We start from the raw sequence: 26,783 nt of genomic DNA on the forward strand, positions 1-26,783 counted from the left end.
CCTATTTCTTTGGGCTAATCCGGTATTCGTTTGGTCCCAGTTTTTCATACTGAAGCTTGTACAAGGTACAAATCATTTCCAGGATGTCTTCTGCATCTAGTTCAGAACGTACCATTCGGCTGGAAATGCTTGCCTGATAATTTCCATCGTTTAATAAATTTTCACCCTGAATGCTCACCCCATACTGCCGTTCCACTTCTTCCAAAACTTCCTTCAAGGGTCGGTCTCTAAAATTAAATTCATCGTTGATCCAGGCCGTCTCTGCCTGAACGTTAATATTCTGCTGCACGTCAAAGCCATCCCCCGCTTTCAATTCTGCTTTTTGGTTCGCCGTCAGAATCACTTCCGAACCATCCGCTTGCCCTACCACTTTAACCTTGCCCGTTTGGCAGACCACCCGATACGATTCGTCCCGCGCATAAATGTTGAAACGGGTGCCCAACACCGAAGTCGTTGCTTTTTCTGATTTCACCGAAAAACGGCTTCCCTTTTCGACCTTGAAAAAAGCTTCGCCATCTAAACTTAACTCCCGTGAAAAGCGCCACCAAAATGGATGATACGTCAGACTTGAAACAGCGCTCATTTGTACAGCCGAACCATCCGGCAGCTCAACCATCAAAAGTTGCCCGGGCGAGCTTGTGACATCAACTGTATAAAGTCGCATGACTCCAATCAAGCCAAGCAAAAGCAAAACCGATGCTGCCATGGCCAGACGCACAGCCGGTCGGCGAAACAAGCTGATCGATTTTTTCGAAGCCCCCGTTTCCAGCCGAGCCTCCATAGCCTTCCAAACCTCTTCCCGGTTTTTAACGTACGGAATCTCCAAATGCGTATGCAGCCGATCCAGCTCAGCCAGAATATCATTTGATCGATTGGTATGGTTACTGCCGTTTTTCATTTTACTTTAATTTTCGATTTTAAATCGTCAAGGGCATATTTCATCCGCTTTTCAACCGCTTTGACGCTGATGCGCAAGCGCTCTGCAATTTCATGGTATTTCAAACCATCCATCCGGCTCATTAAAAAAACCACCCGCTGCTTTTCGGATAAGCCCGCCAGGACCTTTTCATACTTTTGCTGCAGCTCTTTGTATTCCAACTCCTCTTCGGGCGAAACATCCTGTAACTTGAAGCTCAACGCGCTTTTATAATTCAACTCCAGCTTTTGCCGGCGATAATGAGAAATAAATTCATCGCTTGCCATTTTATACAGCAGGCCAACCGTCGCTTTCGGATGATAATCCGGCTGTTTTTCCCACAGGTGCATGAACACCTCCTGTGCCAAATCTGTTGCCAAATCTGCATCGCCCGACCGGTAATAAATGTAATTACGAATGGCATCGAAATGCTGGTCAAACAACTTTTTAAAATCTTGTCGTGTCAAGGTCAACTTGTCTTGGTTTCGAAACTCCTTTCTTTGTCCATGCGGCTATTCGCCCTGAAAAGTTAAGCAATATTCGCTGCTTTTCATTCCTTAACCGTTTAAAAAGCATTTTACCCTACCTTGCATTCGGAATATATTTTTGTATTTTCAGAACGCCAAATCAACCGGATATGAAAAAAGTAACTTATCTCCTCTACGGCTTTCTTTTTATGGTGGCTTGTCAACAGGTGAACAAGGAAAAAGCCAACGCATCAACACCTGTCAAACAGCATGTATTGTGCGAACGTGCAGACAGTTTGAAGTTTGAATCGGTCGTGGCCCATTTTTCTGACGTTTCCTCCATGGACATGCCCCAATTGGTTGCCGAAGTTGGCAAGCAGTTTTTAGCTGTGCCTTATGTGGCTCAAACGCTGGAGCATGGCGAGGATGAGCCATTGACCATTGAGCTGGAAGGACTGGACTGCACCACCTTTGCCGAAACGGCTCTGGCGCTGGCCCGCACACTAAAAAAAACAAATCCGGACTTCTCTCAGTTTGCTCATGAGCTTGAAACCATCCGTTATCGAAACGGAAAGCGGGAGGGCTACACTTCACGTCTGCATTATTTTAGCGACTGGATTTTTGACAACCAGCAAAAAGGGATCGTCAGTCAGCCGGCCAGCAGCTTTGGGCAAGCGTTGGATTTGACGGTTAATTTTATGTCGACCCACCCGGACAGCTACCCGGTACTAAAAGCCAATCCCAAGCTGGTACAAACACTTGCCGGACAGGAAAAAGCCATTTCCGGGCGGAGCTACTATTTTATTCCCAAAGAAGAAGTTGAAAAGCAGGAAGCAAACCTGCAGGAAGGTGACCTGGTGGGCTTAGCTACCAGCATTGCGGGCCTGGATGTTACCCATGTCGGGATTGTTGTTGTAGTTAATGGACGCCGGCATTTAATGCATGCTTCCACTTCAGCAATGCAGGTCGTTATTTCTGAAGAGCCGTTGGCAGACTTCCTTCAGGCTAAAAAAAGTTACACCGGCCTTTTGGTTGCCCGTCCGCTTGATTAGCCAATTTTGTTTTGGTGTAATCAGGAACGGCTCCTCGGCATTTCCGATAAACAGCCGTCCTTGATTACTCCAAAAGAGACCTCCATCGAGAGGATAAAACCGGAGAAGGTTAATTCTTTGCTTCCAGTTGCTCCAGCAACCAGGCCGGCCGGTTCGTGGTAATTGCCATAATTCCCAAATCAACCAATCGTTTGGCTTCCTCCGGATCATCCACGGTCCAGCACAACACATCCAAATCAAGCTGATCGGCCAGCGCCATCACATCCTGATCTACAATGCGGTAATGCAAGTTCACCCCATCCAGTCCAAGCTTGGCAGCTTCCTCCAAACGCTCCGACAGACCTTCTTTTTTCGAGCTCAGCCAATAGCAGGCATTGGACGGAAAAGCTTCTTTAGTAGCCAAAATGGTTTCCCAGCCAAAAGCGATGAATATGGCTTGGTCTGCTTTCCCACTGGCAGCTACTGCCCTTTTTAAAGCGGGCAACACTTCGGGCCCACATTTAATCTCAACCACCAGTTTTTTACCTTTCGGAACGGTCTCGAAAACTTCGGAAATGAAAGGTATTTTCTCCCCTTTATACTTAGAATCTTTCCACTGCCCCACATCCAGTTTGCGCAGGTCTTTCGCATTCGTTTCTGCAATCACCAAATCCTGACCTCCGGTGCGCTTCGTGGTATGATCATGACACACAACCACCTCCCCGTCTTTGGAAAGATGTATATCGATTTCAACAGCATCGGCATCCAAAGTCCAGGCCAGGTCGGCTGCAGCTACTGTATTTTCAGGAGCAAGGTACGAGGCGCCACGATGCGCTACAATTTGAGTTTGTGAAAAGGCCGGGCAGGCTGCCAGCCAAAGCAAGAAGGAATAGGTTAACTTTTTCATTGTATTAATTCAATTTATAAAATAATGACAACAGAATATTTATGATTGTCCGAAGTTGTCAATTTATGCTGAAACTATCCACAAAGACTTCTTAAAAAAATCTTAATTTTGCATGATTTGAAGTAAATAAACATGGGTAAATTTCTCAACAACCTTATCGTCCTCTTTTTAAAAGCCTTTTCGCACCTGCCTTTTCCTTTGTTGTACCTGATCAGTGATATTGCCTTTGTTCTCCTTTTTCACATTATCGGGTACCGAAAAGCCGTTGTCTATTCCAATCTTCGCAACTCATTTCCGGAAAAAACGGAAGAGGAAATTGACCGCATTGCCCGCGAATATTACCATCATTTGTGCGATGTTTCGTTCGAATCGATTAAGCTGCACAGCATGAGCGAAGAAGAGTTGAACAAGCGCTTGAAGGTTTATGGGGTTGAAAAAATGGAAGCCTACTTCAAACAGCAAAAAAGCATCATTGTACTGGCCATGCACTACAACAACTGGGAATGGGGAGCTTCGGTACAACGCCTTTCCAATCATCAATTCTTTATGGTTTACAACCCGGTACGCAACAATCCGGAACTGGAAAACTTCATCCTCAGTATTCGTGAACGTTTTGGAGGAATGTCTGTTCCTGTGCACAAATCGGCTCGAATGGCCATTCAGTTTGATCAAACCGAACATCCCGGGATTTTATGGCTCGGCGCGGATCAAACGCCGGCGCAGTCTTCCAAGTTCTGGACCATATTTTTAAACCAGGAAACACCCTTTTTTAGCGGCCCCGAAAAGATTGCACACAAAACCAACCAACCCGTCTTTTTTCATCACACGAAAAAAGTGGGACGCGGAAAATATGAAATTATACTGACAGAGTTAATCGTCGAACCACGCCATGAAAAGCCGGAAACCATTTTGCTGACATACATTGATAAAATGGAAGAAATTATTCGTGAACAGCCTGCCTACTGGCTGTGGTCGCATCGCCGTTGGAAGCACCAACGTCCGGAAGACATTGCAATGATTGACCGCTTGCCAACAAAACCGAAACAATAGAACAGCTTCAACAGCGTTTTGAACTACAAAACAACCCGCTTATGAAACTACGGCTAATCTTCATTTTGTTCGTCCTCCTGAGTACAGCAATTCAGGCGCAAACGATGTTGGAGTCAGCCTTAAAGCAAGCCCGTTCGTCGGTTTTAAAAGCCAATACGGCAGCCGAAAAAGCAGCAGAGCACTTTCGTTTTCTGGAAGGTGCTTATGAAACCGCTGAAATAAACCAACACCTGCTCTTGGCCCGCGAAGATTTGGACAGCCTCATTACGTACAGTAAAAAGGCTGCCTACCAAAGTTCGGATGCCGCTTATTTTGCCGGAGAAGCCGGCGCTGAAGAACTAAAAACCCGCGCAGAAGAAATAAAAAAGCTACTTCAAAAAAGCACAAAAGCACAGGAGAGCGTGATGAAGAAAATTGACGAATTTATCAACTACGGATCGTACAACCTGGATAGCTACCTTAGCCTGCTGCTACAAGATTTCGAATTGGGACAAACTAAACTTCAGGAGGCCAGCCGAAAACTGAAACAGGCACAGCAACAACTGAACAACACCGAAAACGCTCCCATCCGGTTGCAGCAAAACAATCCTGCGCACCCCGTCAACTAAGCCCCATTCAACCAGTAGAATAAGTGCACAAGCCAAACTTGCTTCAGACACTTTCAGGCTAATTGGGCATCGAAGTCAAAAACAGTTGCTACTTTTGTTACAAACCCTTTTGAGAACAAACAATTTTAATCCTATGAAAAATTTTTTCGTTAAAACACATGGATTGGGTAACGACTACCTGGTGATGAACAGCCACGACATCAGCTTTGAGATGAACGTCGAAAACATAAAAACCATTTGCGATGTGCACTACGGAATTGGTTCAGATGGTATTTTGCTGCTTGTGGACAGTGACCGGGCTGACTTTGGCCTGCGAATTCTGAATCCGGATGGATCAGAAGCTGAAAAAAGTGGCAATGGCTTGCGTATTTTTGCCAAATATTTGTTTGACTATGGCTATGCCAAAAGCAAAACTTTCAGCATCGATACCTTGGGCGGAGTGGTTTTTGCCGAAGTCATTGAAACAAAAAATGACAAAGCGTTTCTGATTCAGGTTGACATGGGAGAAGCTATTTTTGAACCAGCCAGAGTTCCTGTGAAAAGTGAGCTTGAAGCGTGCTTGGATGAGGAACTACAACTAAAAGACCAGAGTTATCTAATCAACTGCGTATCAGTCGGCAATCCCCACTGTGTCATTTTAAAGGAAGAGCTGTCAGAAACTGAAATCCGGCAATACGGGTCTGAAATTGAAAATCACCCCAAATTCCCGAACCGCATCAACCTGCAGTTTGCCAAAGTTTTGTCGCCCGACGAAGTGGAAATCCTTATCTGGGAACGTGGTGCCGGATACACGCTGGCCTCCGGAAGTTCTTCCAGTGCAGTGGCTGCCGTGATGGTGAAAAAAGGGCTAACCAACCGCAACCTGACCATAAAAATGCCCGGAGGTAAGCTCAAACTGGAGATTGCAGAAGACTGGCAAATACGAATGACTGGAGAAGTACGAGAAATTGCTTCCGGTTACCTGAGTACCGAACTTTTGGAAGACTTAAATTAGCAACGAGTAAGACTAGCATGTCAAATATTCGTTAATACCATTTCCCTTAAGCAGATTTATTCTAAATAATGCAGACAAATTTTTATCTTTGTAATTGCTAAAAACTACAAATTTATGCTGGAGAAAAGATTACCGTTTGACAAAGCGCAATTAGAAAAGATTATTGAAAACCACCCAACTCCTTTTCATATCTACGATGAAAAAGGGATGTTAGAATATGCCCAAAAGTTCAACGAGGCTTTCTCTTGGAACGAAGGCTTCAAGGAATATTACGCCATCAAAGCAGCCCCAAACCCCTTCCTGATGAAGCTCCTTCACAAGCAAGGCTTTGGAATTGACTGCAGCTCAATGGCCGAGTTATTGCTGGCCGAGAAAATTGGCATGCGGGGTGAAGAAATCATGTTTACTTCCAATGACACACCCGCTGCTGAATTCCAGAAAGCGATGGAGCTGGGTGCTGTTATCAACCTGGATGACATCAAACACATTGATTACCTGGAGGAACACGCCGGATTGCCTGAACTGATCAGTTTCCGCTATAACCCGGGTGCCCTGAAAGGTGGTAACATTATTATTGGCAACCCCGAAGATTCAAAATACGGATTCACTCGTGAGCAACTTTTCGAAGGCTATAAAAAGCTTAAAGACAAAGGTGTTAAGCGATTTGGTATTCACACAATGGTCGCTTCCAACGAGCTGGATGCGGATTACTTCATTGAAACAGCTGAAATCATTTTTGATCTTATTGCCGACATCGCCAAAGAACTTGACATTCATTTTGAGTTTGCTAACCTGGGTGGAGGAATTGGAATTCCTTACAAAAGCGAACACAAGCCTGTTAATTTAATTCGGGTAAGTGAAGGCATCAAAGAAGTGTATGATCGAGTGATTGCAGGCAACGGACTGGCTCCGCTAAAAGTCTATTTCGAATCAGGACGTGCCATTACCGGCCCATTCGGGTTTTTGGTTTCCAAAGTTCTCCATATCAAAGAAACCTACAAGAAATATGCGGGATTGGATTCATGCATGGCGAACCTGATGCGTCCGGCCCTTTACGGCGCTTATCACCACATTACCGTTATGGGTAAGGAAACAGCTCCTCACACCAACCTGTATGATGTAACCGGATCGCTGTGCGAAAACAACGACAAATTTGCCATAAACCGCTTGCTTCCGGAAATTGCTCCGGACGACATCGTTGTTATTCACGACACCGGTGCTCATGGTCACTCCATGGGATTCAACTACAATGGAAAATTGCGTTCGGCCGAATTACTTCTTCGCGAAAATGGCGAAGTGGTTGAAATCAGACGAGCAGAAACTATGGACGACTTGTTTGCCACCCTGGATTTTGATGCAGCCAACACGTTTGAATAAAACGACAACAAAATAAAACATACGAAAAAAGGTCATTTCACGAGTGAAATGACCTTTTTCTATTTCGTTTAACAAGTTCGATACTAGTTAATCATATCAAAACCACAGTAAGGCACCAATACATCCGGAACCTTAATGCCATCAGCAGTTTGGTAATTTTCAAGCAAAGCAGCTACAATACGTGGCAGTGCCAAGGCACTTCCATTCAGTGTATGCGCCACTTGTGGTTTTTTCTGACCTTCTTCGCGGAAACGCAGTTTCAAACGATTGGCCTGAAAGGATTCGAAGTTAGAAACAGAGCTTACTTCCAACCACTTTTCCTGAGCTGCAGAGTAGACTTCAAAATCGTAAGTCAACGCTGAAGTAAAACTCATGTCGCCACCGCAAAGGCGTAAAATACGGTAAGGCAATCCCAGCTTTTTCACCAGACTTTCCACATGCGCCACCATTTCATCCAAAATAGCATAGCTCTGGTCCGGATGTGCCACTTGCACCACTTCAACTTTGTCAAACTGGTGCAAACGATTCAAACCCCGAACATCTTTTCCGTACGAACCTGCTTCGCGACGGAAGCAGGCACTGTAGGCCGTATTTTTAACCGGAAGTTGTTTGGCATCCAAAATAACATCGCGGTACAAATTGGTCACCGGCACTTCGGCTGTTGGAATCAAATACAGGTTATCTTCGGTAATGTGATACATCTGCCCTTCTTTGTCAGGCAACTGTCCGGTACCAAAACCACTGTCTTCATTGACCACCAACGGAGGCTGTACTTCCAAATAACCAGCTTTCTGAGCTTCGTCTAAAAAGAAATTGATCAATGCCCGTTGGAAACGCGATCCTTTTCCCTTATAAACGGGGAATCCGGCACCCGTTAATTTCACACCCAATTCAAAATCAATCAAGTCATATTTTTCAGCCAATTCCCAGTGAGGTAATTTATCGGCTCCTAAATTAGGCTGTTCTCCTCCGGTTTTTACAACCTCGTTATCTTCCGGAGTTTTTCCTGCAGGCACAATATCGGCTGGCAAGTTGGGGAGCTGCACCTGCAAAGCAAAAACCTGCTCATCAATTTGGGCAAAGTCATCATCCAGTTGCTTAATATTATCTTTCAGTTCCGAAGTGCGGGCTTTAGCCTGATTGGCTTCCTCCTGCTTTCCTTCGCGGAATAACTGCCCGATTTCCTTCGACAGCTTGTTCATTTCCGATTTGAACTGATCGGCTTTAACCTGAATTTCATTCTTGCTTTTATATAAATCACTAATCTGGCTTACAATCGCCGAAGCGTCAAAATTTTTCTTTTTAAGCTTTTCAACAACCAATTCCGGGTTTTCCTGGATAAAACGTAAATTGAGCATTTCTGAAGAGGTTTTTAATTTTGTCGGGCAAAGTTATAAAATAATGACTAGCTGTATACTTCTATGTTCAGCCTTTTTTAGTATCACGCATTGATTTCCCGACCGATCAATGCCTGGATAAAACGAAATCACCAATCACTTTCAAAACAGCAATCGGTTTGATACAGCTATAAAATAAAAAATCTCCTGCCTAATCAAGACAGGAGATTTTCCTAAACATATCGTTAAAATCGTCTAGTTTTCTGCTGCCACAACAGGTTCAACAGAGATATACGATTTGTTGTCTCTTTTCTTTCTGAAAACAACAGTTCCATCAATCAAGGCGAATAATGTATGATCTTTTCCCATACCGACATTATTCCCAGGATGATGAGAAGTTCCGCGCTGGCGAACGATAATGTTTCCAGCTTTGCAAACCTGACCGCCGTAAATTTTTACACCAAGTCGTTTACTTTCCGATTCGCGTCCGTTTTTCGAACTACCGACACCTTTCTTATGAGCCATGGTCTAATGTTTTTAGGGTTATCCAATAATTTCTTCAATCTGAATCTGAGTCAAATACTGACGGTGACCGTTTTTCTTTTTGTAACCTTTTCTTCTTTTCTTTTTGAAGACGATTACTTTGTCACCTTTCAAGTGCTCCACTACTTTTGCACTAACTTTAGCGCCGTCAACTTTTGGAGTTCCAACTTTGACTTCACCATCGTTGTCAACCAAAAGAACGTTACTAAACTCAACACTTGCACCTTCTTCTTCCTGAAGACGGTGGACAAAAATCTTTTTGTCTTTTTCTACTTTGAATTGCTGTCCGGCAATTTCTACAATAGCGTACATGTTCTATACTTTTATAATTTCCTCCGGCAGGCGGGAACAATACCTCACTCCACTTTTTAGAGCCTACTCGAAAACTTCGGACTGCAAAAGTAGATATTTTTTATTGACAAGCAAAGATTCCGGCATCTTTTTTACTGAGTCTAATTGAATTACGTTTCGAATCAAGGATTCAGTTGATGAGCTGTTTAAGAAACAGTCGCAGAATTTAATAAAACACTAAAACTATTGTTATATTTGCTAGCAAACATTGCTGATGTTCGACGCTTATGCAGAAAAAAAAACTAAACATCCTGGGACTCTCAGTTAGTCAGACACAATCAGGCGCTTATGCCTTGGTTTTAGCAGAAGAAAACGGAGACCGACGCATCCCAATCATCATCGGACCAGTTGAAGCCCAGGCCATTGCCATCCAATTGGAAGGATTGAGACCTCCCCGTCCACTCACGCATGATTTGTTCAGAAACCTGGCCTTTGCCTTCGACATCAACGTGTCTGAAGTGGTTATTTATAAACTGGAAGAAGGTATTTTCTATTCGGAGCTAATTTGCACCATGGGCGAAGAAGAAATCCGAATTGACTCGCGCACCTCGGATGCCGTTGCCCTCGCCCTTCGCTTCAAATGCCCCATCTACACCAACGAAGATATTCTCAACAAAGCGGGCATTGTTATGGATACCGAAGAAGATAGCCCCCTTCATGCTGAAGAAGGTTCTTCAGGACCTAAAAGTGAATTTGAGAGTTACAATGAGAATGAGTTGAACGAAATGCTCAATGAGGCAGTCAACAACGAAGACTACGAACGGGCATCCAAAATCAGAGATGAATTGAAACGACGGGAAAAATAACAAACCGCTGAAAAAAAATGACTAGACTGCTAATCCTACTTCTGGCAACCTGTTGCTTGATGCTTAGTTTGCCACAACTGTCTTACTCGGCTGAACCAACAGGGAATGATCAGGTGACACTGGTTCAAACGCAGTCTCCATCCAACGCAAACGTACTGCTTTCGCATTCCGGCGAACGCAGCTTTAACTTCAACTCCATTCTTCGAGGCCTGATGGGTATGCTGGTTCTGGTAGGTCTTGGCGCGTTGCTTTCCAAAGACCGCAAAAACATTCCTTGGAAAACAGTTGGCGTTGGCCTGATTTTTCAAATTGTGCTTGCCTTGGGCGTTCTTTACGTTCCTTTTATTCGAAGTGGATTTGATTTTTTCGGCAAAATCTTCGTAAAAGTACTCGACTTCACCAAAGTAGGCAGCGAATTTTTATTCGGCAATCTGGTTGACTTCAATCAGTTTGGGATGATCTTCGCCTTTCAGATCCTGCCAACCATCATTTTCTTTTCAGCCTTAACCAGTTTATTGTTTTACTGGGGAATCATTCAACGTGTGGTGTGGGCGCTAGCTTGGGTTTTCACTAAATTAATGAAACTATCGGGTGCTGAAGCACTCTCGGTTGCCGGCAATATTTTTCTGGGACAAACCGAATCTCCGCTGATGATTAAAGCTTACCTCTCGAAAATGAATAATTCAGAGATTATGCTGGTCATGACCGGTGGTATGGCCACTCTGGCCGGAGCCGTACTGGCGGCCTATATTGGCATGTTGGGCGGTAACGACCCTGTCCTTCGGCTTGAATTTGCCAAACACCTGCTCACCGCCTCTGTGATGGCCGCTCCCGGAGCCGTCATCTTTTCCAAAATTATGGTTCCCAACCCGGACAAAGTCAATAAAGATATTGAAGTTAGCAAGGACCGCATTGGCAGCAATATTTTGGATGCCATCACCAACGGAACCTCTGAGGGTCTGAAACTAGCCGTCAATGTTGGTGCCATGCTGTTGGCCTTTTTAGCCTTGATTGCCATGTTCAATTTCATTTTTGGTAAGGTAGGGCACTGGACCGGAATCAATGAGCTGATTATCCAGGGAACAGACGGCCGATTCACTGAGCTTTCACTGCAGTTTTTACTGGGCTACCTGTTTGCGCCTTTTATGTGGTTAATTGGCATCAACACCCAAGACATTATCCTGGTTGGTCGTCTGCTTGGCGAGAAACTGATCCTCACTGAATTTATTGGCTACATCAGCCTTTCCGAACTAAAAACAGCCGGCGCCTTTGTTGAGCAAAAATCAATTATCATGGCAACCTACATCCTGTGCGGATTTGCCAATTTTGCATCCATCGGCATTCAAATTGGCGGTATTGGAGCCTTGGCTCCAAGCAAACGCGTCACCTTATCCAGATACGGACTCCCTGCATTGATTGCAGGCACTCTGGCTTCGCTGATGTCGGCCACCATTATCGGCATGATTTTAGGTTAAAAGAAACGCTAAAAGGAGCTCTTTGCCGGCTGACGTGGCTGATTCTGCTCCGCTTATGCCCTTCCTAAGTTGAATTAAAAAACACTGCTACAGCCTTCTAGCCCAATTCCGGAAAATGTTACAATGCTCCCCATGTTTTTGAATAGCTAACAATCAAATGGTTATCAACGTATGATCAGTTATATAAATCATTCAAAAACTTTCCGTTATGAAACACATCAACGTAATTTTCGGATTTTTCTTGTTGATCTTTCTATTTTCCGGTTGCAATACCAAACCTGTTGTGGGTCTTTTAATGGACACCATAGAACGCGAAAGATGGGCAAAAGACAGAGACCTGTTTGTTGAAAAAGTGAATGAATTGGGCGGCTCTGTGATCGTAAAAATTGCCGACTCTGATCCTTCTGTTCAGTTTCAGCAAGCGCTTGATTTAATCAATGAAGGAATTGATGTTCTTGTTATTATTCCAGTCGATAAAACCGTAGCCGCAGGAATTGTAAAAACAGCAAAAAAAACACGTATTCCCGTATTGGCCTATGACCGCCTGATTTGGGATTGCGATCTGGATTTTTACATCTCCACCGACAATATTCAAATCGGCGAAAAGCAGGCTGAATTTCTGACAAAGTCCAAACCCGAAGGTAATTATGCCTTAATTGGCGGCCCAACAACCGACAACAACTCGGTTCAGCTGTACCTGGGTTGGATGAATGTACTCCAGCCTTTGATTGACAAAGGAGACATCAACATTATTTCCAACACCTTTGTCGATAAGTGGCAGCCCGAAGAAGGTTATAAAGTCGTCAAGGGCTTGCTGGACAAAGGAGAAACGATTGATGCCATCATTGCAGGCAACGACGCACTGGCCAGTGGAGCCATTCAGGCGCTGCATGAACGGGAAATGGACGGGCAGGTGTTGATTGCCGGACAAGATGCTGACATCAATGCCATTCGTAACATTGTTTTTGGGAACCAAACCATTACGGTTTATAAACCGCTGGAATCATTGGCCTTTAACGCAGCTATTGCAGCAGTAAAAATGGCCAAGGGAAAAGACCCAACTGACAACATGAGTTTCACAGTTAACAATGGGCACCGCTTGGTTCCAGCCATTCTTCTGGAAGGACAAATTGTGAACAAACAAAACGTACGAATGACCGTCATTTCTGAAGGTTTTGTAGCCGAACAGGAAGTATTTGAATGATACCAAACCGGTCATTTTGCGAAAGAGCGCGGGCGTTTTGCTTGCGCTCTTTTTATGGCTGCTATTCCTGCTGTTAATAAGTTTACTTTCCCCATTCAAGCAAAAAGCGTAACTTTCCCCACTCAAAAAAACAGACAGATTACAAACATTGTTGAAAGATAAATCATGAGGCAATATCTTGACTTACTAGATCATGTCACAAAGAATGGCACCCAAAAAGATGATCGAACCGGAACCGGAACCGTTAGTGTTTTTGGCTATCAAATGCGGTTCAATCTTGCAGAAGGCTTTCCGGTACTGACCACCAAAAAACTCCACCTAAAATCCATCATTCATGAGCTGTTGTGGTTTTTGGATGGAGACACCAACAACAACACCTTGAAAGAAAAAGGGGTTCGTATTTGGAATGAGTGGGCCAACGAGGATGGCGACTTAGGTCATATTTACGGTTACCAGTGGCGCTCATGGCCAACGCCTGATGGCAGACACATTGATCAGATTTCAGAAGTGGTCAATGCTATTAAAACCAATCCCGACTCGCGTCGCCACATCGTAAGCGCCTGGAATGTGGGCGAACTGGATCAGATGAATCTGCCTCCCTGCCACTTGCTTTTCCAGTTTTATGTGGCTGATGGAAAATTGAGCTGTCAGTTGTATCAGCGCAGCTGTGACGTTTTTCTGGGCGTTCCTTTCAACATTGCCTCTTATGCCCTACTGACCATGATGATGGCCCAGGTTACCGGACTGGAACCCGGCGAATTTGTTTGGACCGGAGGAGACGTTCACATTTACAAGAATCACCTGGAACAAGTACAACTTCAGTTAACAAGGGAGCCTAAAAAACTGCCACAGATGAAAATCAATCCTGAAGTGACTTCTATTTTCGACTTCAAATACAAAGATTTTGAACTGGTTAACTACGATGCTCATCCTCATATTCCAGGAAAGGTCTCAGTATAAAACACACTAATTTATGATTCACAAAAATATTTCCATTATTGTAGCCATCGCCCAAAACTTTGCTATTGGCAAAAACAACGACCTGTTGTTTCATCTGCCAAACGATTTGAAACACTTCAAGGAAATCACCTCCGGGCATACCATTATTATGGGTAGAAACACCCTGCTTTCATTACCCAAATGGCCTTTGCCAAACCGTCGTCATGTTATCATCAGCGATCAGCCTGACGACTGTTTTGAAGGTTGCGAAATGGTGGCCTCCATTGAAGAAGCCATTGAAAAAGTAAAAGATGAAAAGGAAGCTTTCATCATTGGCGGAGGAATGATATACAAGCAGTTTTATCCACTGGTCAATAAACTTTACCTCACTGTGGTTCATCAGGATTTCGAAGCAGATGTTTACTTCCCTGAGATTGACTACAGCAATTGGGAACAGGAAAGCCGCGAAGATTTTCACGACGAAAAAAATGGGTTTGACTATTCCTACATCAACCTGGTAAGAAAGTAATCACGATACAATCAAAAAAGTCCGGCTCTAACCGGACTTTTTTTATACTAGTACATTAGTTTTCCTAAGTTATCGAAGCGCTTTTGATAATCGCTAATCGAATATCGAATCACTTCAAGGGCTTCGTCCACCCCATAGGTATGGGTAATCTCTGTGTCCTTGTTACGTCCGGGCATATCTTTATATGTCAAAAAGTAATGCTTTAACCGCTCAATAACAATCGATGGGAGATCAGTAATATCTTTATATGTGTCGTACACCACATCATTGCTTAATACAGCAATAATTTTGTCGTCGGCTTCATTGCCATCAATCATCCGAAAACCTCCAATCGGGCGCGCATGTACCAAAATATCTCCGTGGGTGATGTCCTTTTCTGTCAGCACACAAATATCAATCGGATCACCATCTCCTTTGATACCTTTCTTCCCGGTTTTTTGCATGCAAAATTCCCCCACCTCATCGCCACAAAAAGTTTGCGGAATAAATCCGTAAAGGGCAGGAACTACATTCGAGTATTTTTGCGGACGGTCCAATCGCAAGTATCCACTGTCCTTGTCTATTTCATACTTCACCGTATCCGTTGGCACAACTTCAATAAAAGCGGTGACCTTTTCCGGAGCATCTTTACCGATGTAAATACCATGCCATGGATGTGACTTATAACGCAGTCCCATCAATCGGCCGATAGGATCAGATAATTTGTCAACCATATTTAGTTTAATTTATTCGTTTAGAGTGTAAAACCTGATTAAAACAAAAATGTTCTAAAGAACCCGCAATTTAAGCAAAATAAAAAGGACTGCCAGCTATCTCAGGCTAAACAAGCCGGTTTTCGATGGATTTAATCCACTTGCACGTTTTCAGGAAAATTGGATACGACTTTCAAAGCTCAAAACGACAAACTTTTTTCATTTTCTTTTCGTTTTCAGCCTGTCATAATAACTCCCAATATCAAACGGGATGAGCAGTTTTGCAAACCCAGTCCATGAAATTAATCCAACTTAATACCTCCGTATCAGAAAGTTGTTTTGAAAAACATAACAACTACTAATCAACAACATAGGTCTCCAGGGCAGATTTGGAATCGCAGCAAATATTAATTAGTTTCGCCCCCCATGAAATACGTTTTAACCCTTATTTTTAGTTTGATTTTAGCCCATTCACAGGCTTTGTTACCCCATCCCACCTCCGTGCTCACTACCGATTCAGCAACAGTCCGCCAAAACAAACAATCTGCAGAATCCTATCAAAACACAAAGCTGGACGCTTCCTACCAGGAGCAAGCACAAATAGCCATTAGTCATTATCCTGAATTAAAAGGAGTGAGCATCGAGTTTGTCCGAAAAAACATAAAAACAACGATGGCTTCCCGTCCAACATTCGATTTCATTTTTCGAAAAAAGAAAAACAGACGATACCGAATTTATATTGACACCCAAGTAAAAAACGGCCAAGGATTGCTCCTTAGTGATGTTCCGCATGACGCGCAGGTTGGGGTAATTGGGCACGAGCTTGCACACATTGTTGACTATGAAAATAAAACAACCATGGGTGTCGTGCTTACCGGAATTGGCTACCTCTTTCATCCCTTGCGCCGAAAGCTGGAACACAAAGTGGATGAGATAACCATTGCCCATGGACTTGGACACCAAGTCAAGGAGTTTTCAGAATATGTTTTACAAGATGATCGGGTGTCAGAGAAATACAAAAAATACAAACGAAAGATTTACTACAAACCCAAGCAGTTATCGACACTCATGTCCGGTTATTCAATTTATCAAGATAGCAAGCTTTAATCTTTGGCTGCAACCTGCAAGCGCAGTTGAAAAACATTTCCCTGATCATCAATCAAGGTCACGCGATGCACACCGGGCTGCGGATGAACCGGCATCTGATGAAGGCCCGAGGTTTGCCCCAAGTACTGCTCATCGAGATGCCAATATACAATGGACTCAGAAGAGGCATGTGCTGCCTCTAAAATAACTTGCCCGGGAGTTCCGTCCAACTGCACAGGCACAAACACCTGGTTATTCTCCCGCGGATAAATCATTTCCATCACCGCCTGAACCTCTTCCGAACAGCCCGACATAAATGGAGGTAACGACCGATAAAACGGATTGCGTTGTTTATAATACCATTCCATGGCCGGAGGCAAAACAAACCAGGATTGATGCTTCATCTCATCCACCGACAAGCACTTACTGGTTACCTGAAACTGCCCTGTTGGATCGAGATGAACCAAACGATGATAGGGACAGGCTGAAGTCGTTAAGCCCTTTTGCATAATCCAAACCGAATCCGTTTGCTCACAGTAGGGTCCAACGCGATGACCACTGGTCGCACAAACCGGAACTTGCTCCATCTCATCAACAGGTTGGGTGAACCATTTTCCAGCCGGCAATAAATTAAACACGTCAAACATCAGGGGAGCAGCAGCCGAAGTACCGGTCAAGCCCGGACGGCCTTCGCCATCGGCATTTCCACACCAAACAGCAACCACAAAATTTCGATCGAGCCCAACAGCCCAACCATCGCGAAAGCCAAAGCTCGTTCCGGTTTTCCATGCAACTTGCCGCGAAGATGAAAACGACTCCCACCCCGATTCTTCATCCGGCCGATTGACCTGCACAAGCGCCTCCATCGTTAACCACGACGCACCGGCAGAAATTGAATTCGTCAAGGCTTCCTCGTCGGAATAAACTGCTGGCAAATAGCTTGGTTGCCGAAAGTCATCTTTAAAACTTCGACCATCATTTTCTTCGTAATGAATGAGTAAACGAGCCATCGAGGAATAAGCACCCGCCAAATCCCAAAGGTTAACTTCTGCTCCTCCCAAAATAAGAGACAGCCCGTAATGATCCGCAGGGCGGTTCAATGTTGAAAAGTGTAAATCCTTCAGAAGCGAATAAAACCGCTCAACACCATAGTCGCGCAACATTCGGACAACCGGAATATTGAGAGACTTGAACAAAGCTTTGGATGCCGGAACAGCTCCCTCGTAGCTCAAATTAAAATTTTGAGGACTAAAGCCACCAATCTGGGTTGGCACATCCGCCACCAAGGTATGAGGCAATATCCGCCCGTCATCCTGCATGGCGGCAAAAAGAAACGGTTTTAAAATGCTTCCGGAACTCCGGGGAGCCCCAATAATATCCACCTGCTCTCCATGTTTTCCTTCAGCCACATCCGGGGAGTTACCAACATAGGCCAGCGCTTCTCCTGAGGCGGCATTCAACACCAACACAGCCGCATTGTGAATCTCATTGGCACGGAGTTTTACCAAATGCTGCCGCACCAAATCGTTTACATGCTGCTGCAAGTCACCATCAATTGTGGTGATCACCCGCTCGCCATTGTGTTCAGTTAAAACACGATTCATCAAATGGGGAGCCACTTGAGGCAAAGCATAAACCTTCTCGGGCAAAGGTTCCAACTTGGCTAATTCCAATGTTGTTTCATCCAGTTCCCCGTTTTCATAAAGCAAGTCAAGCAAGCGATTTCGCTTTTGCAACAGCAAGTTGTTTTTCTTTCCCGGATAGATTAACGAAGGGGCATTGGGCAAGACAGCCAACATTGCCGATTCACTCCATGAAAGGTCTGCGGCATTTCGCCCGAAATAGCGCCAGGCAGCAGCATCAAGGCCAACGACATTTCCGCCAAATGGCGCATTGGAAGCATACAGCTGAAGCAATTCGTCTTTGGAAAAAGAGATTTCTGCTCGTATAGCTAATGATAACTCAATCAGCTTTTGACTCACCGTTCGGGCTTTCCCCTTCCGTGATAAGCGAATCAGCTGCATGGTTATCGTACTTCCTCCGCTAACCACGCGACCATTCCGAATATTTTGGATCAGTGCACGCCCCAACGAAACCGGGTTAAACCCGGGATGGAAGTAAAAATAACGATCTTCAAAGGTTAATAAACAGGTTTTATACTTTTCCGGAACCGCCTCAACGTCAGGGAAACGCCATTGCCCATCTTCGGCAATATGTGCGCCTAAAAGCTCCCCTGTACGACTCTCAATGACCGTGGATGTAGGATCAGAAAACAACGGTGACGGCAAGCTAAACCACCAAACAAGGGACAGCAAAAACAAAAGAAGTAGCACAACAAAAGACTTCTTGTTATTTTTCAAATAGCTCACACAAAGGCGCAAAGACAGCGTATGTTCTTTCTTTCTCACTCCCTCTCTTTGAATAGACTGGATTCCTTTTAAACTCATCACCCCTACAAATTATTCACAACCCGATGAATCCCATCCTTGATCAAAGATTCATTAAAATTGATAAGTAAACCCAACCGACAATTAGTTAACCTTAGATAAGTTAACAATTGTTTATAATGAACAGGAGCTAAAACATCGATTGATTTAATCTCAATAATGACTTTTCGATTTATCATCAAATCAATCCTAAATCCATGCTCTAACTTTTGTTCTTTCCATATCACTGGTAAAGGCTTCTGCCGTTCAATTCTCAATCCTCTCTCTTCCAACTCCAAAGCAAGTATTTCTTCATAAACCGACTCAAATAGCCCTGAACCAAGCTGTTTATGGATCAAAAAGGCCGAATCTACAATAATTCGAGATATTTCATTTTCAGTCATCGGTGAGAATTTTATATTGTCTACCCAAATTATTCTTTGAGGATCTGCAAAAACAAACAACATTTTACGAGTTCACGCCAAGGCGCAAAGACACAAAATTTATTCTTTCTGAAATGGATGCTATTTTCGCAAACTCATCATTCCCTCCAAGCATTCACGTCCCAATAGAGCTTACCTCCAATCAAAGACTCCGTAATATTAAAAAAGCAAACTTCCTTAACATCTTCGCGTCTTTGCGTGAACAAACGAACATATTCAAAGGACACGCAAAGGCACAGTACCTACTTCACCACTTCCACCCAGCGGCCTGGCTGGCGCGCATTGATTCGATTATCATACATCGCCTCGCACTGAACAGATGGCAAATAGAACTTTCCTTCATACGACGCATTCAGAAGAATCCGGAAGGTCTTTTTCTCATTCGCTTTCAGATCAAAATAAGTCAACACCCGATCATCCCGAATATCCTGGTAATTTGAAACATCACTCTTTAACGGACTATCAATATCATTTAAACGATGATTGATAATCTCCCAACCGGATGGGAAAATCGTTGTCAAAGCCATTTCTTTATAAGCACCACGCTGCCCGGGGTTTTGAACACGAATTACTGCGATGAAATCCGTCCCTTGCGTCAATTTTTCAGGATTTACCTTTTGGCCTTGCATATCGGTGTAAGCCACTTCCATAAACAGGTTATTCTGAGCCGATGTTGTATCTCCGGTCACCGGAATTCCTTCACTCATCACACGGGCATACATCACCTTGCCGGTCTTATTTTCAACCTCAACCTTTGCTGTTTGATTAGCTTTAAAGGCTACTTCGCCCTGCCAAACCGGAGCATTTGTTGAAATCGTTTTTGACGACAATCCATTTATTGAAACGCCTGCTTTTAGTGGATTATCGTCCAACTTACCTCCTGCAAACTCGGCTATTGCCAACAAGGAGTAAGCGGTTGCTTGTGTGCTCATCCAGGAATCAGCCGAAAGCTCTGCTGAAAGTTCGGTCACCAAAGGAAAAGCTTCTTTTTGCTTATTTAGCAATACCAAAGTTTCCAGGATCATGGCTTTATCCCGAACATCTGACCCAAAGGTGTAGGAAAGTTCGCGGAAGGGCTGAATACGCTTACTCAGGCTGGCAATCATTTTTTCAGCAACTTCAGGTTGCCCAGCCAAAGCATAGGCCGCTGCCAAACGCCACTGAGCAATTGCATCAAGGCCTTTCTCTTCGCGCAGGCGGTTCATGGCACCAAAATCAGGCGACTGCGCTAAAGCCAAAGTATATAAACGATAAGCCTGAACCAGTTCTGATCGCTCATAGGTCCGTTCAGAACGCTGCCAATTACGAACGGCATTTTTCTGGTAGTTCAACCACTTTTCTTTCAGGCCAAATGGCAGGCTGTATCCGGCCTCTTCAGCTTTCAACATAAAATGCCCTGCATAATTTGTTCCCCACGACGACGAGTAACGACTTCCGGGCCAATAGGCAAAGCCACCCTCCGAAGTTAAAAAGCGAGGATATTTATTCAGCGCAGTCCGAATATTAACTTCAATCTCTTGCTTTTGCTCATCCGAGACTTGAGTAAGTTGATTAAGCAACAACTGCGGAAATACGCCCGAGGTGATTTGCTCAATACATCCATGTGGATAGCGAATCAGATAATTCAAACGACGACTTAAGTCAATCGGCGGGATTGTTGACAACTCCAGACGGGCCGAGTTGGTTCCTTCCATTCCCGGAGCTGTCACTGCCATTTCCCATTTTTCTCCAGGTTGAATGACGGTTTCTTCATTATTTACAATGCGAGGGTTGGATGGACGTACTTCAAGTTCAATTTCATAAGAAGCCTTGTGACTCCCACTTTGAGCTGTAATCCTGACTTTTCCGACACCCGTTTTCTCAGCCACCTTCAGCTTAAATCCAGCAATCTGGTCGCCCACCTCTGAAAATTTCACTTGCTGCGTTTTTCCATCCAACGAACTTAACAACTCATTCGGCTCAATGCTCACAGTAACATTTTTTACATCCGGCTTCATCGCAAAAACATTCACCGGAAGCATCACTTCCTCGCCCGGACCAAGCACACGCGGCAAGGTTGCCAGCAACATCAATGGTTTTAAAACCTTAACGGATTTGTCAGCATTTCCATAAGCTCCCTGATTTCCGGCCACAACCATCACCCGAACAGCCCCCACGTAGTTTGGCATGTTCAACTTGTGCTTATTGGTTTTTCCTTTGTCCAGCGAAAAAGGCCCGATGAATGAAACCACCGGCTTAAACCGGTTCACCTTTTTCCGTTTCGAAGCTGTCAGGTTCTCATCACCACCAACGGCAAAGGCCCGTTCCAGGCGCGCACCGTATGCTCCAATCACATCATCATAAAAATCCCAGGTTCTCACCCCGAGAGCTTCGCGAGCATAAAACGACGGCCACGGGTCAGGCGTATCAAAACGAGTCAGATCCAACAAGCCTTCATCAACAACGGCCAAGGTATAGGTCATTTTCCGTCCATCTTTCTCCGACACTTTCACCTCATATTCTTCTTCAGGCTCCAGTTCATCTTTCATCTTAATCTGAGGTGTAAGATGCGTTTTCGGATCTTCAACCAACACTGGAATTACGCCATACAAGCGAATTGGTGCATCGTTTTCGGTTTGCGCATGCGGTTGTATTAAAGAAACATGCACAAACACATTGGGTGCCATTTCTGCTTTTGCCTCGAAGCTAAAGACCGTATTTTTCTCCTTCGTTTCCACCCAAAACAAGTCCAGTACATCCGATCCGTTTTCAACGCTTACCAAGGCTTTCCCTTGTTTCCCGGAAGGAATGGTAACCGTAACCTTGTCACCAACCTGGTAGTTATCTTTATCGGTTTTAAACGACAACATCGTAGCTGCACCCTGCATGCCATCAGCCGCCCAATACCCCCATTTCGAGAAATAGGCAGTAAGACCGGTACTGTGTCCACTTTCCGGGTCTTTCACATGAATCAGGTACCGGCCATTATCTTCCCAGTCCGTATATTTTATTTGCAATGGCAAACTGGCCAGTCCGTTCTTCGTAGCCACTTTAGCCCGCATGATTGGCTTATTGTAGGAGTTGTTTACATACCTGGCCAAGTTGTCTTCGCCTGAGTCCCACCACCAATGCCAATCGACCTTATAAACCGTTACTTCCAGACCTTTTCGGTCAATCTTATTTCCTTTTCCATCCACTGTTACCAAATCCAATGGATAGCTTGTATCTGTTTTATACCAATTTGATTCGGATGCCGGCAGTTTCACCCCAACAAAAGAAGCGTATGGCGCATAAGGTACCGTTTGCACATCAATGCTAAAGTCTCCGGTTTCTTCATAAACCCGTGTTGAAAAATGGGCATTCAGCATTCCCGGAGCCGAGCTTATTTTAGGTAGTTTGAAGTTGACATCTGCATTCCCTTTTTCATCCACCTTGCCATTAAACACCTCCTGTTCTTCAGCATAGAAGTCTTTGGCTGGGTCGTCAAATACATAGTTAAACAAGTCTTTGAATGCTGTTTTTGACTTGGAAAAGCTTAATGAAACCTGGGCTTTCAGATTCTTTGCTATACCTCCGTGCAACCAGGCTGTTTTTAGTTGTCCTTCGGCATTCCCCTGATCAATTGACAATGGGTCAGTATCAAACTTCAAGTCAATTTTTAATCGATTGGGTTTTACCGTTTCCACTTTAATTCGCTTACTGAAAGACTGTCCCCCAACTTTCAACATGGCTGTCCAGTTTCCTGTTGGAGCTTCGGCATCGGTTTCGCTTGTAAAACAATAAAAACCATTCATCCCCTGGCTTTGAACCTGGCGGCTCACTACTTGTCCTTTGGGATTAATCAACTCAAAGATGACCGGGTGACCATCCGGTAAGTTGTTTTGTTTATCCTCTAAAAGGAAGGTCAGAAAAATCTTGTCTCCCGGCCGCCACACACCACGTTCGCCATAGACATACCCTTTAATTCCTTTTTGAACAACACTCCCGCTTACATCAAAATTACTGAGCGACAAGGAAGAGCCATCATCCAAACGTAGGTAAGCAAACTGGCCATTCTTTTCGGCCACCAGCAAAAAGGGTTTATGCTTCAACTCAACCATCGCCATCCCATCAGCCGTTGTTGAAACAGTTTCCATCAATTGCTTTTGAAAGCTATAAACCTTGAGCGTCACACCAGCCTCCGGCTCCGCTGTCACCAAATTGGTCACCACAAAACGCATGCGCTGATTTGTTCCTCCTTTAGCAATTACAGCTAAATTCGTCGCAAACAAATTGCGGGCAACAAAGCGGTCCGAATTATAATACGAAATATGATCCGGGTTTTCGCGCTCACGCCACTGAAAACCGTCAGGGTAATAATAGTCGGAATACCATCCCGGACGATCCCATTCGTCCATTTCATTCTTCAACTCCTGATCAGCCATTAGTTTCTCTGCCGACGAAACCATCTTTTTATCCGGCAATTGTTCTTGTCCGTACAGCGAATAATCTTTATTAAATCGTAACTGCACACGATAAATGGCACCTGGCTCCACTTGAATCAGTTTTGTCAGGTCAACCCGGTAGGTATTCCATCGCTTCAACTCAGCAAAAGAAGCCACATCCAAATCAAGCTTGTCTTGATAAACCAAGCGCCCAACCTGCTTAAGATTCGAACTCTGATCGTAGTTATTACTCTGAAAAAATTGGTGAACATTATTGGTGAAAATCTTGATAATCCGCAAATCAACCGATCGCAGGTTAACTGCTTCAAAAGGGAAAACCAATTCTCCGGAAGAAGGGACAATCGCTCCTTTTCCCACAAGGCGAACGGCAGGCTTTAGATCCTCGAAGCGCACCTCCAAAGTCGTTGACTCTTTCAGTTTGAAGTTGAGTGCATTTCGAATTCCACTGGAAATATACACCTCATGATCTCCTGCCAGTCGCGATGGCAAATATACCTTTAGCTCATTGTTATCCAATTGATAGCGCAAATCATCAAGTTGATCGATCGTTACCAGTCCAGTCAGGTTTTGTCCTGGCAACAAAGGATCGGAAAAGCGCACCAACAAGTACTGTTCAGGTTGTTGAACAACACGCACATCAACCACTTTAAAAACATCCAACGCTGGCAATTCGACTTCTTCACTCCCCTGTTTCTCATCGCCAATCGCTTTACCATCCCATTCCACCTGAATCTCCTGGGTCTCCTCCGTTCGTTTCAAGCTATCTACCCGAAAAGTATGCTCCTTTCCATTTGCATTGTGAATCCAATTCAAGCTTAGTTGACGATTGTCTTTACTCACCTTCACAAGCGATTCCACTTGCTTGTCCTCGGCACAGTCAGCCGTGTATACAACTCCCGACAAATACTGCATTTCCAGCGATTGACTATCATACGCTTTTACGGCCAAATTATTCAGGTTGAAAGACTGCTTGATGGTCTTTACCACGAACTTCATGGTTTTGTATTCAGTAGGCACCTCCAGCACTTTAGCTAAAGCCACATGCACCTCATAACCGGTGTCCGATTTCATTTTTTCCTCAGGTATAAAAGCCAGGGTATTTCCATCAACCCACTGCACCTTTCCTTTCACTTTAGGCGAAAGGCTGATGAGCTCAGCAGCTGCTTCCTCGCCCGGCTGTCCCGGATGCAGAGGATCCTGGCTAAATTCAACCAAGATTGGTGATTTGCACGAAATTACACCACTGGTGTAACTGCTTACAAACTGCGTAAAACCACTGTCGACAGCAGCACTTGGCTTTGACTTTTGATCGCCACAAGCCGCAACGACAAAACTTAAAACGAAAAAAATAAAAGGAAGGCGAGTATAACTCTTCATCGTAAATAATTTGGTTAGCTTGATTTTTAAAAAAGCAATGACTAAAATAAGAGTATTAACTATAATGAACAGCAATTGTTGTCAGGATTGCTTCAAATTAGTCAAAAGTTACTTTATTTTAATTTTCGAAAAACTGGAGCCTGTTAGCTTCCCCAATTCTCCCGATCCAAACTCCGGTATTGAATGGCTTCTGAAATATGGTGTGCACCAACGGGTTTTGAATCATCCAGATCGGCAATGGTGCGCGCCACACGCAGAATACGATCATAAGCACGGGCAGAAAGCCCCAACTTCTCCATCGCATTTTTCAGCAACGAATTGCTAGCTTCATCCAGCTCCACATAGTCGCGAATTTGCCGGGATGACATTTGAGCATTACAAAATACGCCCTCCACTTCCTGGTAGCGCGCAGATTGAATCTCACGGGCATGAATCACCCGCTCCCGAATTGTTTCGCTACTTTCCGTCTCATCCAATTCGGATAATTTTTTGAAAGGAACGGGAACCACTTCCAAATGAATATCAATCCGATCCAACAACGGACCAGATATTTTATTGAGGTATTTCGGCACCATTCCCGGTGCACACACGCACTCCTTGGTCGGATGATTGTAATACCCACAAGGACACGGATTCATGGAGGCCACCAACATCAAACTGGCTGGATAGTCCACTGAAAACTTTGCCCGGGAAATAGTTATTCGCCGATCTTCAAGCGGCTGTCGCATCACCTCCAAAACAGTCCGTTTAAACTCCGGCAACTCATCTAAAAACAACACGCCATTGTGTGCCAAACTGATTTCGCCAGGCTGTGGATAGGTTCCACCCCCTACCAACGCTACATCAGATATGGTGTGGTGCGGACTACGAAATGGACGCTCGGTCATCAGCGAAGTATCCCGGTCAATCTTTCCCACAACCGAATGAATTTTGGTGGTTTCCAAAGCCTCATGCAAGGTAAAAGGAGGCAAGATTGTTGGAATCCGCTTGGCTAACATTGTTTTCCCCGCACCTGGAGGTCCAATCATGATCACATTGTGTCCGCCCGCCGCAGATATTTCCAAGGCACGTTTTACATTCTCCTGGCCTTTCACATCCGAAAAATTCAAATCGGTATCATTAAGTTTCTGATAAAATTCTTCTCGCGTGTTGACAACTATTTGCTCCAGTTCTCCTTCATTGTTGAAAAAATCGACAACCTGCATCAAGTTCTCCACACCATAAACCTTCAGCTGATCTACCACAGCAGCCTCTCGGGCATTTTCTTTGGGAAGAATAAACCCTTCAAAACCTTCTTCGCGTGCCTTAATCGCAATGGGCAAAGCTCCTTTTATGGGCTGAAGCGTTCCATCCAACGACAACTCTCCCATCAACAGGTAACGCTCAAGCTTTTCCGAGACCAACTGCTCTGAAGCCGCCAGAACGGCAATAGCCAACGGAAGATCGTAAGCTGACCCTTCCTTTCGAATGTCAGCCGGTGCCATATTGATCACGATTTTTTTGCGCGGCCATTTAAAGTTATTCAACCGTAAAGCCGATTCAATACGCTGCTGACTTTCTTTAACGGCGCTATCGGGCAGTCCTACCAGAAAAAACTTAATTCCCTGTGATACATCGGTTTCAATGGTGATGGTCGTCGCATCTATTCCATGAACCGCGGCAGCAAAAGTTTTGATCATCATAGAAGTGGATTTAGGAAATATCGATACAAAACATAAATTTACAAGGACTAAGTGTGAATTGCAAGTTTTATTCCTAGCCGGCATTTTCCTATCTTTAAACGCTATTCAAGCTCAAAAAC

General features: G+C 44.4%; 22 protein-coding genes. 11 read left to right on the plus strand and 11 right to left on the minus strand.

Annotation, left to right across the window (positions count from 1 at the left end; translation table 11 throughout):
* Position 1 precedes the first annotated feature (1 nt).
* Together Q1A18_RS16445 and Q1A18_RS16450 are read right to left on the minus strand one after the other, a co-directional pair.
* Entirely contained in the window at positions 2-898 is an 897-nt protein-coding gene (locus Q1A18_RS16445; RefSeq protein WP_299583130.1) for a FecR family protein, read from the minus strand.
* A complete protein-coding gene (locus Q1A18_RS16450; protein ID WP_299583133.1) occupies positions 895-1,383 on the minus strand; it encodes a sigma-70 family RNA polymerase sigma factor in 489 nt (162 codons plus the stop codon). The genes Q1A18_RS16445 and Q1A18_RS16450 overlap by 4 nt, the downstream gene beginning before the upstream one ends.
* A gap of 170 nt (positions 1,384-1,553) precedes the next feature.
* Between Q1A18_RS16450 and Q1A18_RS16455 the strand changes: the two genes are divergently transcribed.
* Positions 1,554-2,435 (plus strand): N-acetylmuramoyl-L-alanine amidase-like domain-containing protein, encoded by an 882-nt coding sequence (locus Q1A18_RS16455; protein WP_299583136.1) that lies wholly within the window; start codon positions 1,554-1,556, stop codon positions 2,433-2,435.
* Positions 2,436-2,544: 109 nt separating this feature from the next.
* Here Q1A18_RS16455 and Q1A18_RS16460 read toward each other — a convergent pair whose 3' ends face one another.
* Positions 2,545-3,321 carry a glycerophosphodiester phosphodiesterase family protein gene (locus tag Q1A18_RS16460; protein ID WP_299583139.1) on the minus strand — a complete coding sequence of 259 codons (777 nt, stop codon included), beginning with the start codon at positions 3,319-3,321 and terminating at the stop codon, positions 2,545-2,547.
* A gap of 132 nt (positions 3,322-3,453) precedes the next feature.
* Between Q1A18_RS16460 and Q1A18_RS16465 the strand changes: the two genes are divergently transcribed.
* The 4 genes from Q1A18_RS16465 to Q1A18_RS16480 all read left to right on the plus strand — a co-directional run bounded on the left by Q1A18_RS16465 (position 3,454) and on the right by Q1A18_RS16480 (position 7,350).
* Positions 3,454-4,371: a lysophospholipid acyltransferase family protein gene (locus tag Q1A18_RS16465; RefSeq protein WP_299583142.1), complete on the plus strand. Its 918-nt coding sequence runs from the start codon at positions 3,454-3,456 to the stop codon at positions 4,369-4,371.
* 41 nt (positions 4,372-4,412) lie between these two features.
* Positions 4,413-4,979, plus strand: a complete 567-nt coding sequence (locus Q1A18_RS16470) for a hypothetical protein (RefSeq protein ID WP_299583145.1) — start codon at positions 4,413-4,415, stop codon at positions 4,977-4,979.
* 133 nt (positions 4,980-5,112) lie between these two features.
* On the plus strand, positions 5,113-5,973 hold the full coding sequence (gene dapF, locus Q1A18_RS16475; RefSeq protein WP_299583148.1) for a diaminopimelate epimerase: 861 nt from the start codon (positions 5,113-5,115) through the stop codon (positions 5,971-5,973).
* Positions 5,974-6,087: 114 nt separating this feature from the next.
* The gene (locus tag Q1A18_RS16480) at positions 6,088-7,350 is read left to right on the plus strand and encodes a diaminopimelate decarboxylase (protein WP_299583151.1); all 1,263 of its coding nucleotides are present in this window, start codon (positions 6,088-6,090) and stop codon (positions 7,348-7,350) included.
* An 83-nt stretch (positions 7,351-7,433) separates the two neighbouring features.
* Here the strand turns inward: Q1A18_RS16480 and serS are convergent, their stop codons facing one another.
* The 3 genes from serS to rplU all read right to left on the minus strand — a co-directional run bounded on the left by serS (position 7,434) and on the right by rplU (position 9,542).
* Complete coding sequence (gene serS, locus Q1A18_RS16485) at positions 7,434-8,708, minus strand: serine--tRNA ligase (RefSeq protein ID WP_299583154.1); 1,275 nt, start codon at positions 8,706-8,708, stop codon at positions 7,434-7,436.
* Positions 8,709-8,942: 234 nt separating this feature from the next.
* The gene (rpmA, locus tag Q1A18_RS16490) at positions 8,943-9,212 is read right to left on the minus strand and encodes a 50S ribosomal protein L27 (protein WP_299583157.1); all 270 of its coding nucleotides are present in this window, start codon (positions 9,210-9,212) and stop codon (positions 8,943-8,945) included.
* A gap of 18 nt (positions 9,213-9,230) precedes the next feature.
* Positions 9,231-9,542: a 50S ribosomal protein L21 gene (gene rplU / locus Q1A18_RS16495; protein ID WP_299583160.1), complete on the minus strand. Its 312-nt coding sequence runs from the start codon at positions 9,540-9,542 to the stop codon at positions 9,231-9,233.
* Between the two features lie 266 nt (positions 9,543-9,808).
* Here rplU and Q1A18_RS16500 point away from each other — a divergent pair, with 266 nt between their 5' ends.
* The 5 genes from Q1A18_RS16500 (at position 9,809) to Q1A18_RS16520 (ending at position 14,534) form a co-directional block, all read left to right on the plus strand.
* Positions 9,809-10,387, plus strand: coding sequence for a bifunctional nuclease family protein (locus tag Q1A18_RS16500; protein ID WP_299583163.1), 579 nt, complete (start codon positions 9,809-9,811; stop codon positions 10,385-10,387).
* A 17-nt stretch (positions 10,388-10,404) separates the two neighbouring features.
* On the plus strand, positions 10,405-11,862 hold the full coding sequence (locus Q1A18_RS16505) for a nucleoside transporter C-terminal domain-containing protein (RefSeq protein ID WP_299583166.1): 1,458 nt from the start codon (positions 10,405-10,407) through the stop codon (positions 11,860-11,862).
* A gap of 208 nt (positions 11,863-12,070) precedes the next feature.
* Positions 12,071-13,066, plus strand: a complete 996-nt coding sequence (locus Q1A18_RS16510) for a substrate-binding domain-containing protein (RefSeq protein ID WP_299583169.1) — start codon at positions 12,071-12,073, stop codon at positions 13,064-13,066.
* Positions 13,067-13,231: 165 nt separating this feature from the next.
* Positions 13,232-14,026, plus strand: coding sequence for a thymidylate synthase (locus Q1A18_RS16515; protein ID WP_299583172.1), 795 nt, complete (start codon positions 13,232-13,234; stop codon positions 14,024-14,026).
* A 13-nt stretch (positions 14,027-14,039) separates the two neighbouring features.
* Positions 14,040-14,534 carry a dihydrofolate reductase gene (locus Q1A18_RS16520; protein WP_299583175.1) on the plus strand — a complete coding sequence of 165 codons (495 nt, stop codon included), beginning with the start codon at positions 14,040-14,042 and terminating at the stop codon, positions 14,532-14,534.
* Positions 14,535-14,581: 47 nt separating this feature from the next.
* On the opposite strand, the gene Q1A18_RS16525 is transcribed toward Q1A18_RS16520, so the two are convergent.
* Positions 14,582-15,247: an inorganic pyrophosphatase gene (locus Q1A18_RS16525; RefSeq protein ID WP_299583178.1), complete on the minus strand. Its 666-nt coding sequence runs from the start codon at positions 15,245-15,247 to the stop codon at positions 14,582-14,584.
* Positions 15,248-15,652: 405 nt separating this feature from the next.
* Here Q1A18_RS16525 and Q1A18_RS16530 point away from each other — a divergent pair, with 405 nt between their 5' ends.
* Entirely contained in the window at positions 15,653-16,333 is a 681-nt protein-coding gene (locus Q1A18_RS16530; RefSeq protein WP_299583181.1) for a hypothetical protein, read from the plus strand.
* Here the strand turns inward: Q1A18_RS16530 and pbpC are convergent.
* The 4 genes from pbpC to Q1A18_RS16550 all read right to left on the minus strand — a co-directional run bounded on the left by pbpC (position 16,330) and on the right by Q1A18_RS16550 (position 26,664).
* On the minus strand, positions 16,330-18,720 hold the full coding sequence (gene pbpC, locus Q1A18_RS16535; protein ID WP_299583184.1) for a penicillin-binding protein 1C: 2,391 nt from the start codon (positions 18,718-18,720) through the stop codon (positions 16,330-16,332). The genes Q1A18_RS16530 and pbpC overlap by 4 nt on opposite strands.
* Before the next feature lie 44 nt (positions 18,721-18,764).
* A complete protein-coding gene (locus tag Q1A18_RS16540; RefSeq protein WP_299583187.1) occupies positions 18,765-19,142 on the minus strand; it encodes a GxxExxY protein in 378 nt (125 codons plus the stop codon).
* Positions 19,143-19,423: 281 nt separating this feature from the next.
* On the minus strand, positions 19,424-24,982 hold the full coding sequence (locus tag Q1A18_RS16545; RefSeq protein ID WP_299583190.1) for an MG2 domain-containing protein: 5,559 nt from the start codon (positions 24,980-24,982) through the stop codon (positions 19,424-19,426).
* A gap of 143 nt (positions 24,983-25,125) precedes the next feature.
* Complete coding sequence (locus Q1A18_RS16550; protein WP_299583193.1) at positions 25,126-26,664, minus strand: YifB family Mg chelatase-like AAA ATPase; 1,539 nt, start codon at positions 26,662-26,664, stop codon at positions 25,126-25,128.
* Positions 26,665-26,783 lie beyond the last annotated feature (119 nt).

Source organism: uncultured Sunxiuqinia sp. (assembly GCF_947495665.1).
Lineage (GTDB): Bacteria > Bacteroidota > Bacteroidia > Bacteroidales > Prolixibacteraceae > Sunxiuqinia > Sunxiuqinia rutila.

Bases quoted from the DNA above. Each gene is read 5' to 3' on its own strand.
- Q1A18_RS16445 (WP_299583130.1), bottom strand. From the start codon at position 898: ATGAAAAACGGCAGTAACCATACCAATCGATCAAATGATATTCTGGCT.
- Q1A18_RS16455 (WP_299583136.1), top strand. From the start codon at position 1,554: ATGAAAAAAGTAACTTATCTCCTCTACGGCTTTCTTTTTATGGTGGCT.
- Q1A18_RS16460 (WP_299583139.1), bottom strand. From the start codon at position 3,321: ATGAAAAAGTTAACCTATTCCTTCTTGCTTTGGCTGGCAGCCTGCCCG.
- Q1A18_RS16465 (WP_299583142.1), top strand. From the start codon at position 3,454: ATGGGTAAATTTCTCAACAACCTTATCGTCCTCTTTTTAAAAGCCTTT.
- Q1A18_RS16470 (WP_299583145.1), top strand. From the start codon at position 4,413: ATGAAACTACGGCTAATCTTCATTTTGTTCGTCCTCCTGAGTACAGCA.
- dapF (WP_299583148.1), top strand. From the start codon at position 5,113: ATGAAAAATTTTTTCGTTAAAACACATGGATTGGGTAACGACTACCTG.
- Q1A18_RS16480 (WP_299583151.1), top strand. From the start codon at position 6,088: ATGCTGGAGAAAAGATTACCGTTTGACAAAGCGCAATTAGAAAAGATT.
- serS (WP_299583154.1), bottom strand. From the start codon at position 8,708: ATGCTCAATTTACGTTTTATCCAGGAAAACCCGGAATTGGTTGTTGAA.
- rpmA (WP_299583157.1), bottom strand. From the start codon at position 9,212: ATGGCTCATAAGAAAGGTGTCGGTAGTTCGAAAAACGGACGCGAATCG.
- rplU (WP_299583160.1), bottom strand. From the start codon at position 9,542: ATGTACGCTATTGTAGAAATTGCCGGACAGCAATTCAAAGTAGAAAAA.
- Q1A18_RS16500 (WP_299583163.1), top strand. From the start codon at position 9,809: ATGCAGAAAAAAAAACTAAACATCCTGGGACTCTCAGTTAGTCAGACA.
- Q1A18_RS16505 (WP_299583166.1), top strand. From the start codon at position 10,405: ATGACTAGACTGCTAATCCTACTTCTGGCAACCTGTTGCTTGATGCTT.
- Q1A18_RS16510 (WP_299583169.1), top strand. From the start codon at position 12,071: ATGAAACACATCAACGTAATTTTCGGATTTTTCTTGTTGATCTTTCTA.
- Q1A18_RS16515 (WP_299583172.1), top strand. From the start codon at position 13,232: ATGAGGCAATATCTTGACTTACTAGATCATGTCACAAAGAATGGCACC.
- Q1A18_RS16520 (WP_299583175.1), top strand. From the start codon at position 14,040: ATGATTCACAAAAATATTTCCATTATTGTAGCCATCGCCCAAAACTTT.
- Q1A18_RS16525 (WP_299583178.1), bottom strand. From the start codon at position 15,247: ATGGTTGACAAATTATCTGATCCTATCGGCCGATTGATGGGACTGCGT.
- Q1A18_RS16530 (WP_299583181.1), top strand. From the start codon at position 15,653: ATGAAATACGTTTTAACCCTTATTTTTAGTTTGATTTTAGCCCATTCA.
- Q1A18_RS16540 (WP_299583187.1), bottom strand. From the start codon at position 19,142: ATGACTGAAAATGAAATATCTCGAATTATTGTAGATTCGGCCTTTTTG.
- Q1A18_RS16545 (WP_299583190.1), bottom strand. From the start codon at position 24,982: ATGAAGAGTTATACTCGCCTTCCTTTTATTTTTTTCGTTTTAAGTTTT.
- Q1A18_RS16550 (WP_299583193.1), bottom strand. From the start codon at position 26,664: ATGATGATCAAAACTTTTGCTGCCGCGGTTCATGGAATAGATGCGACG.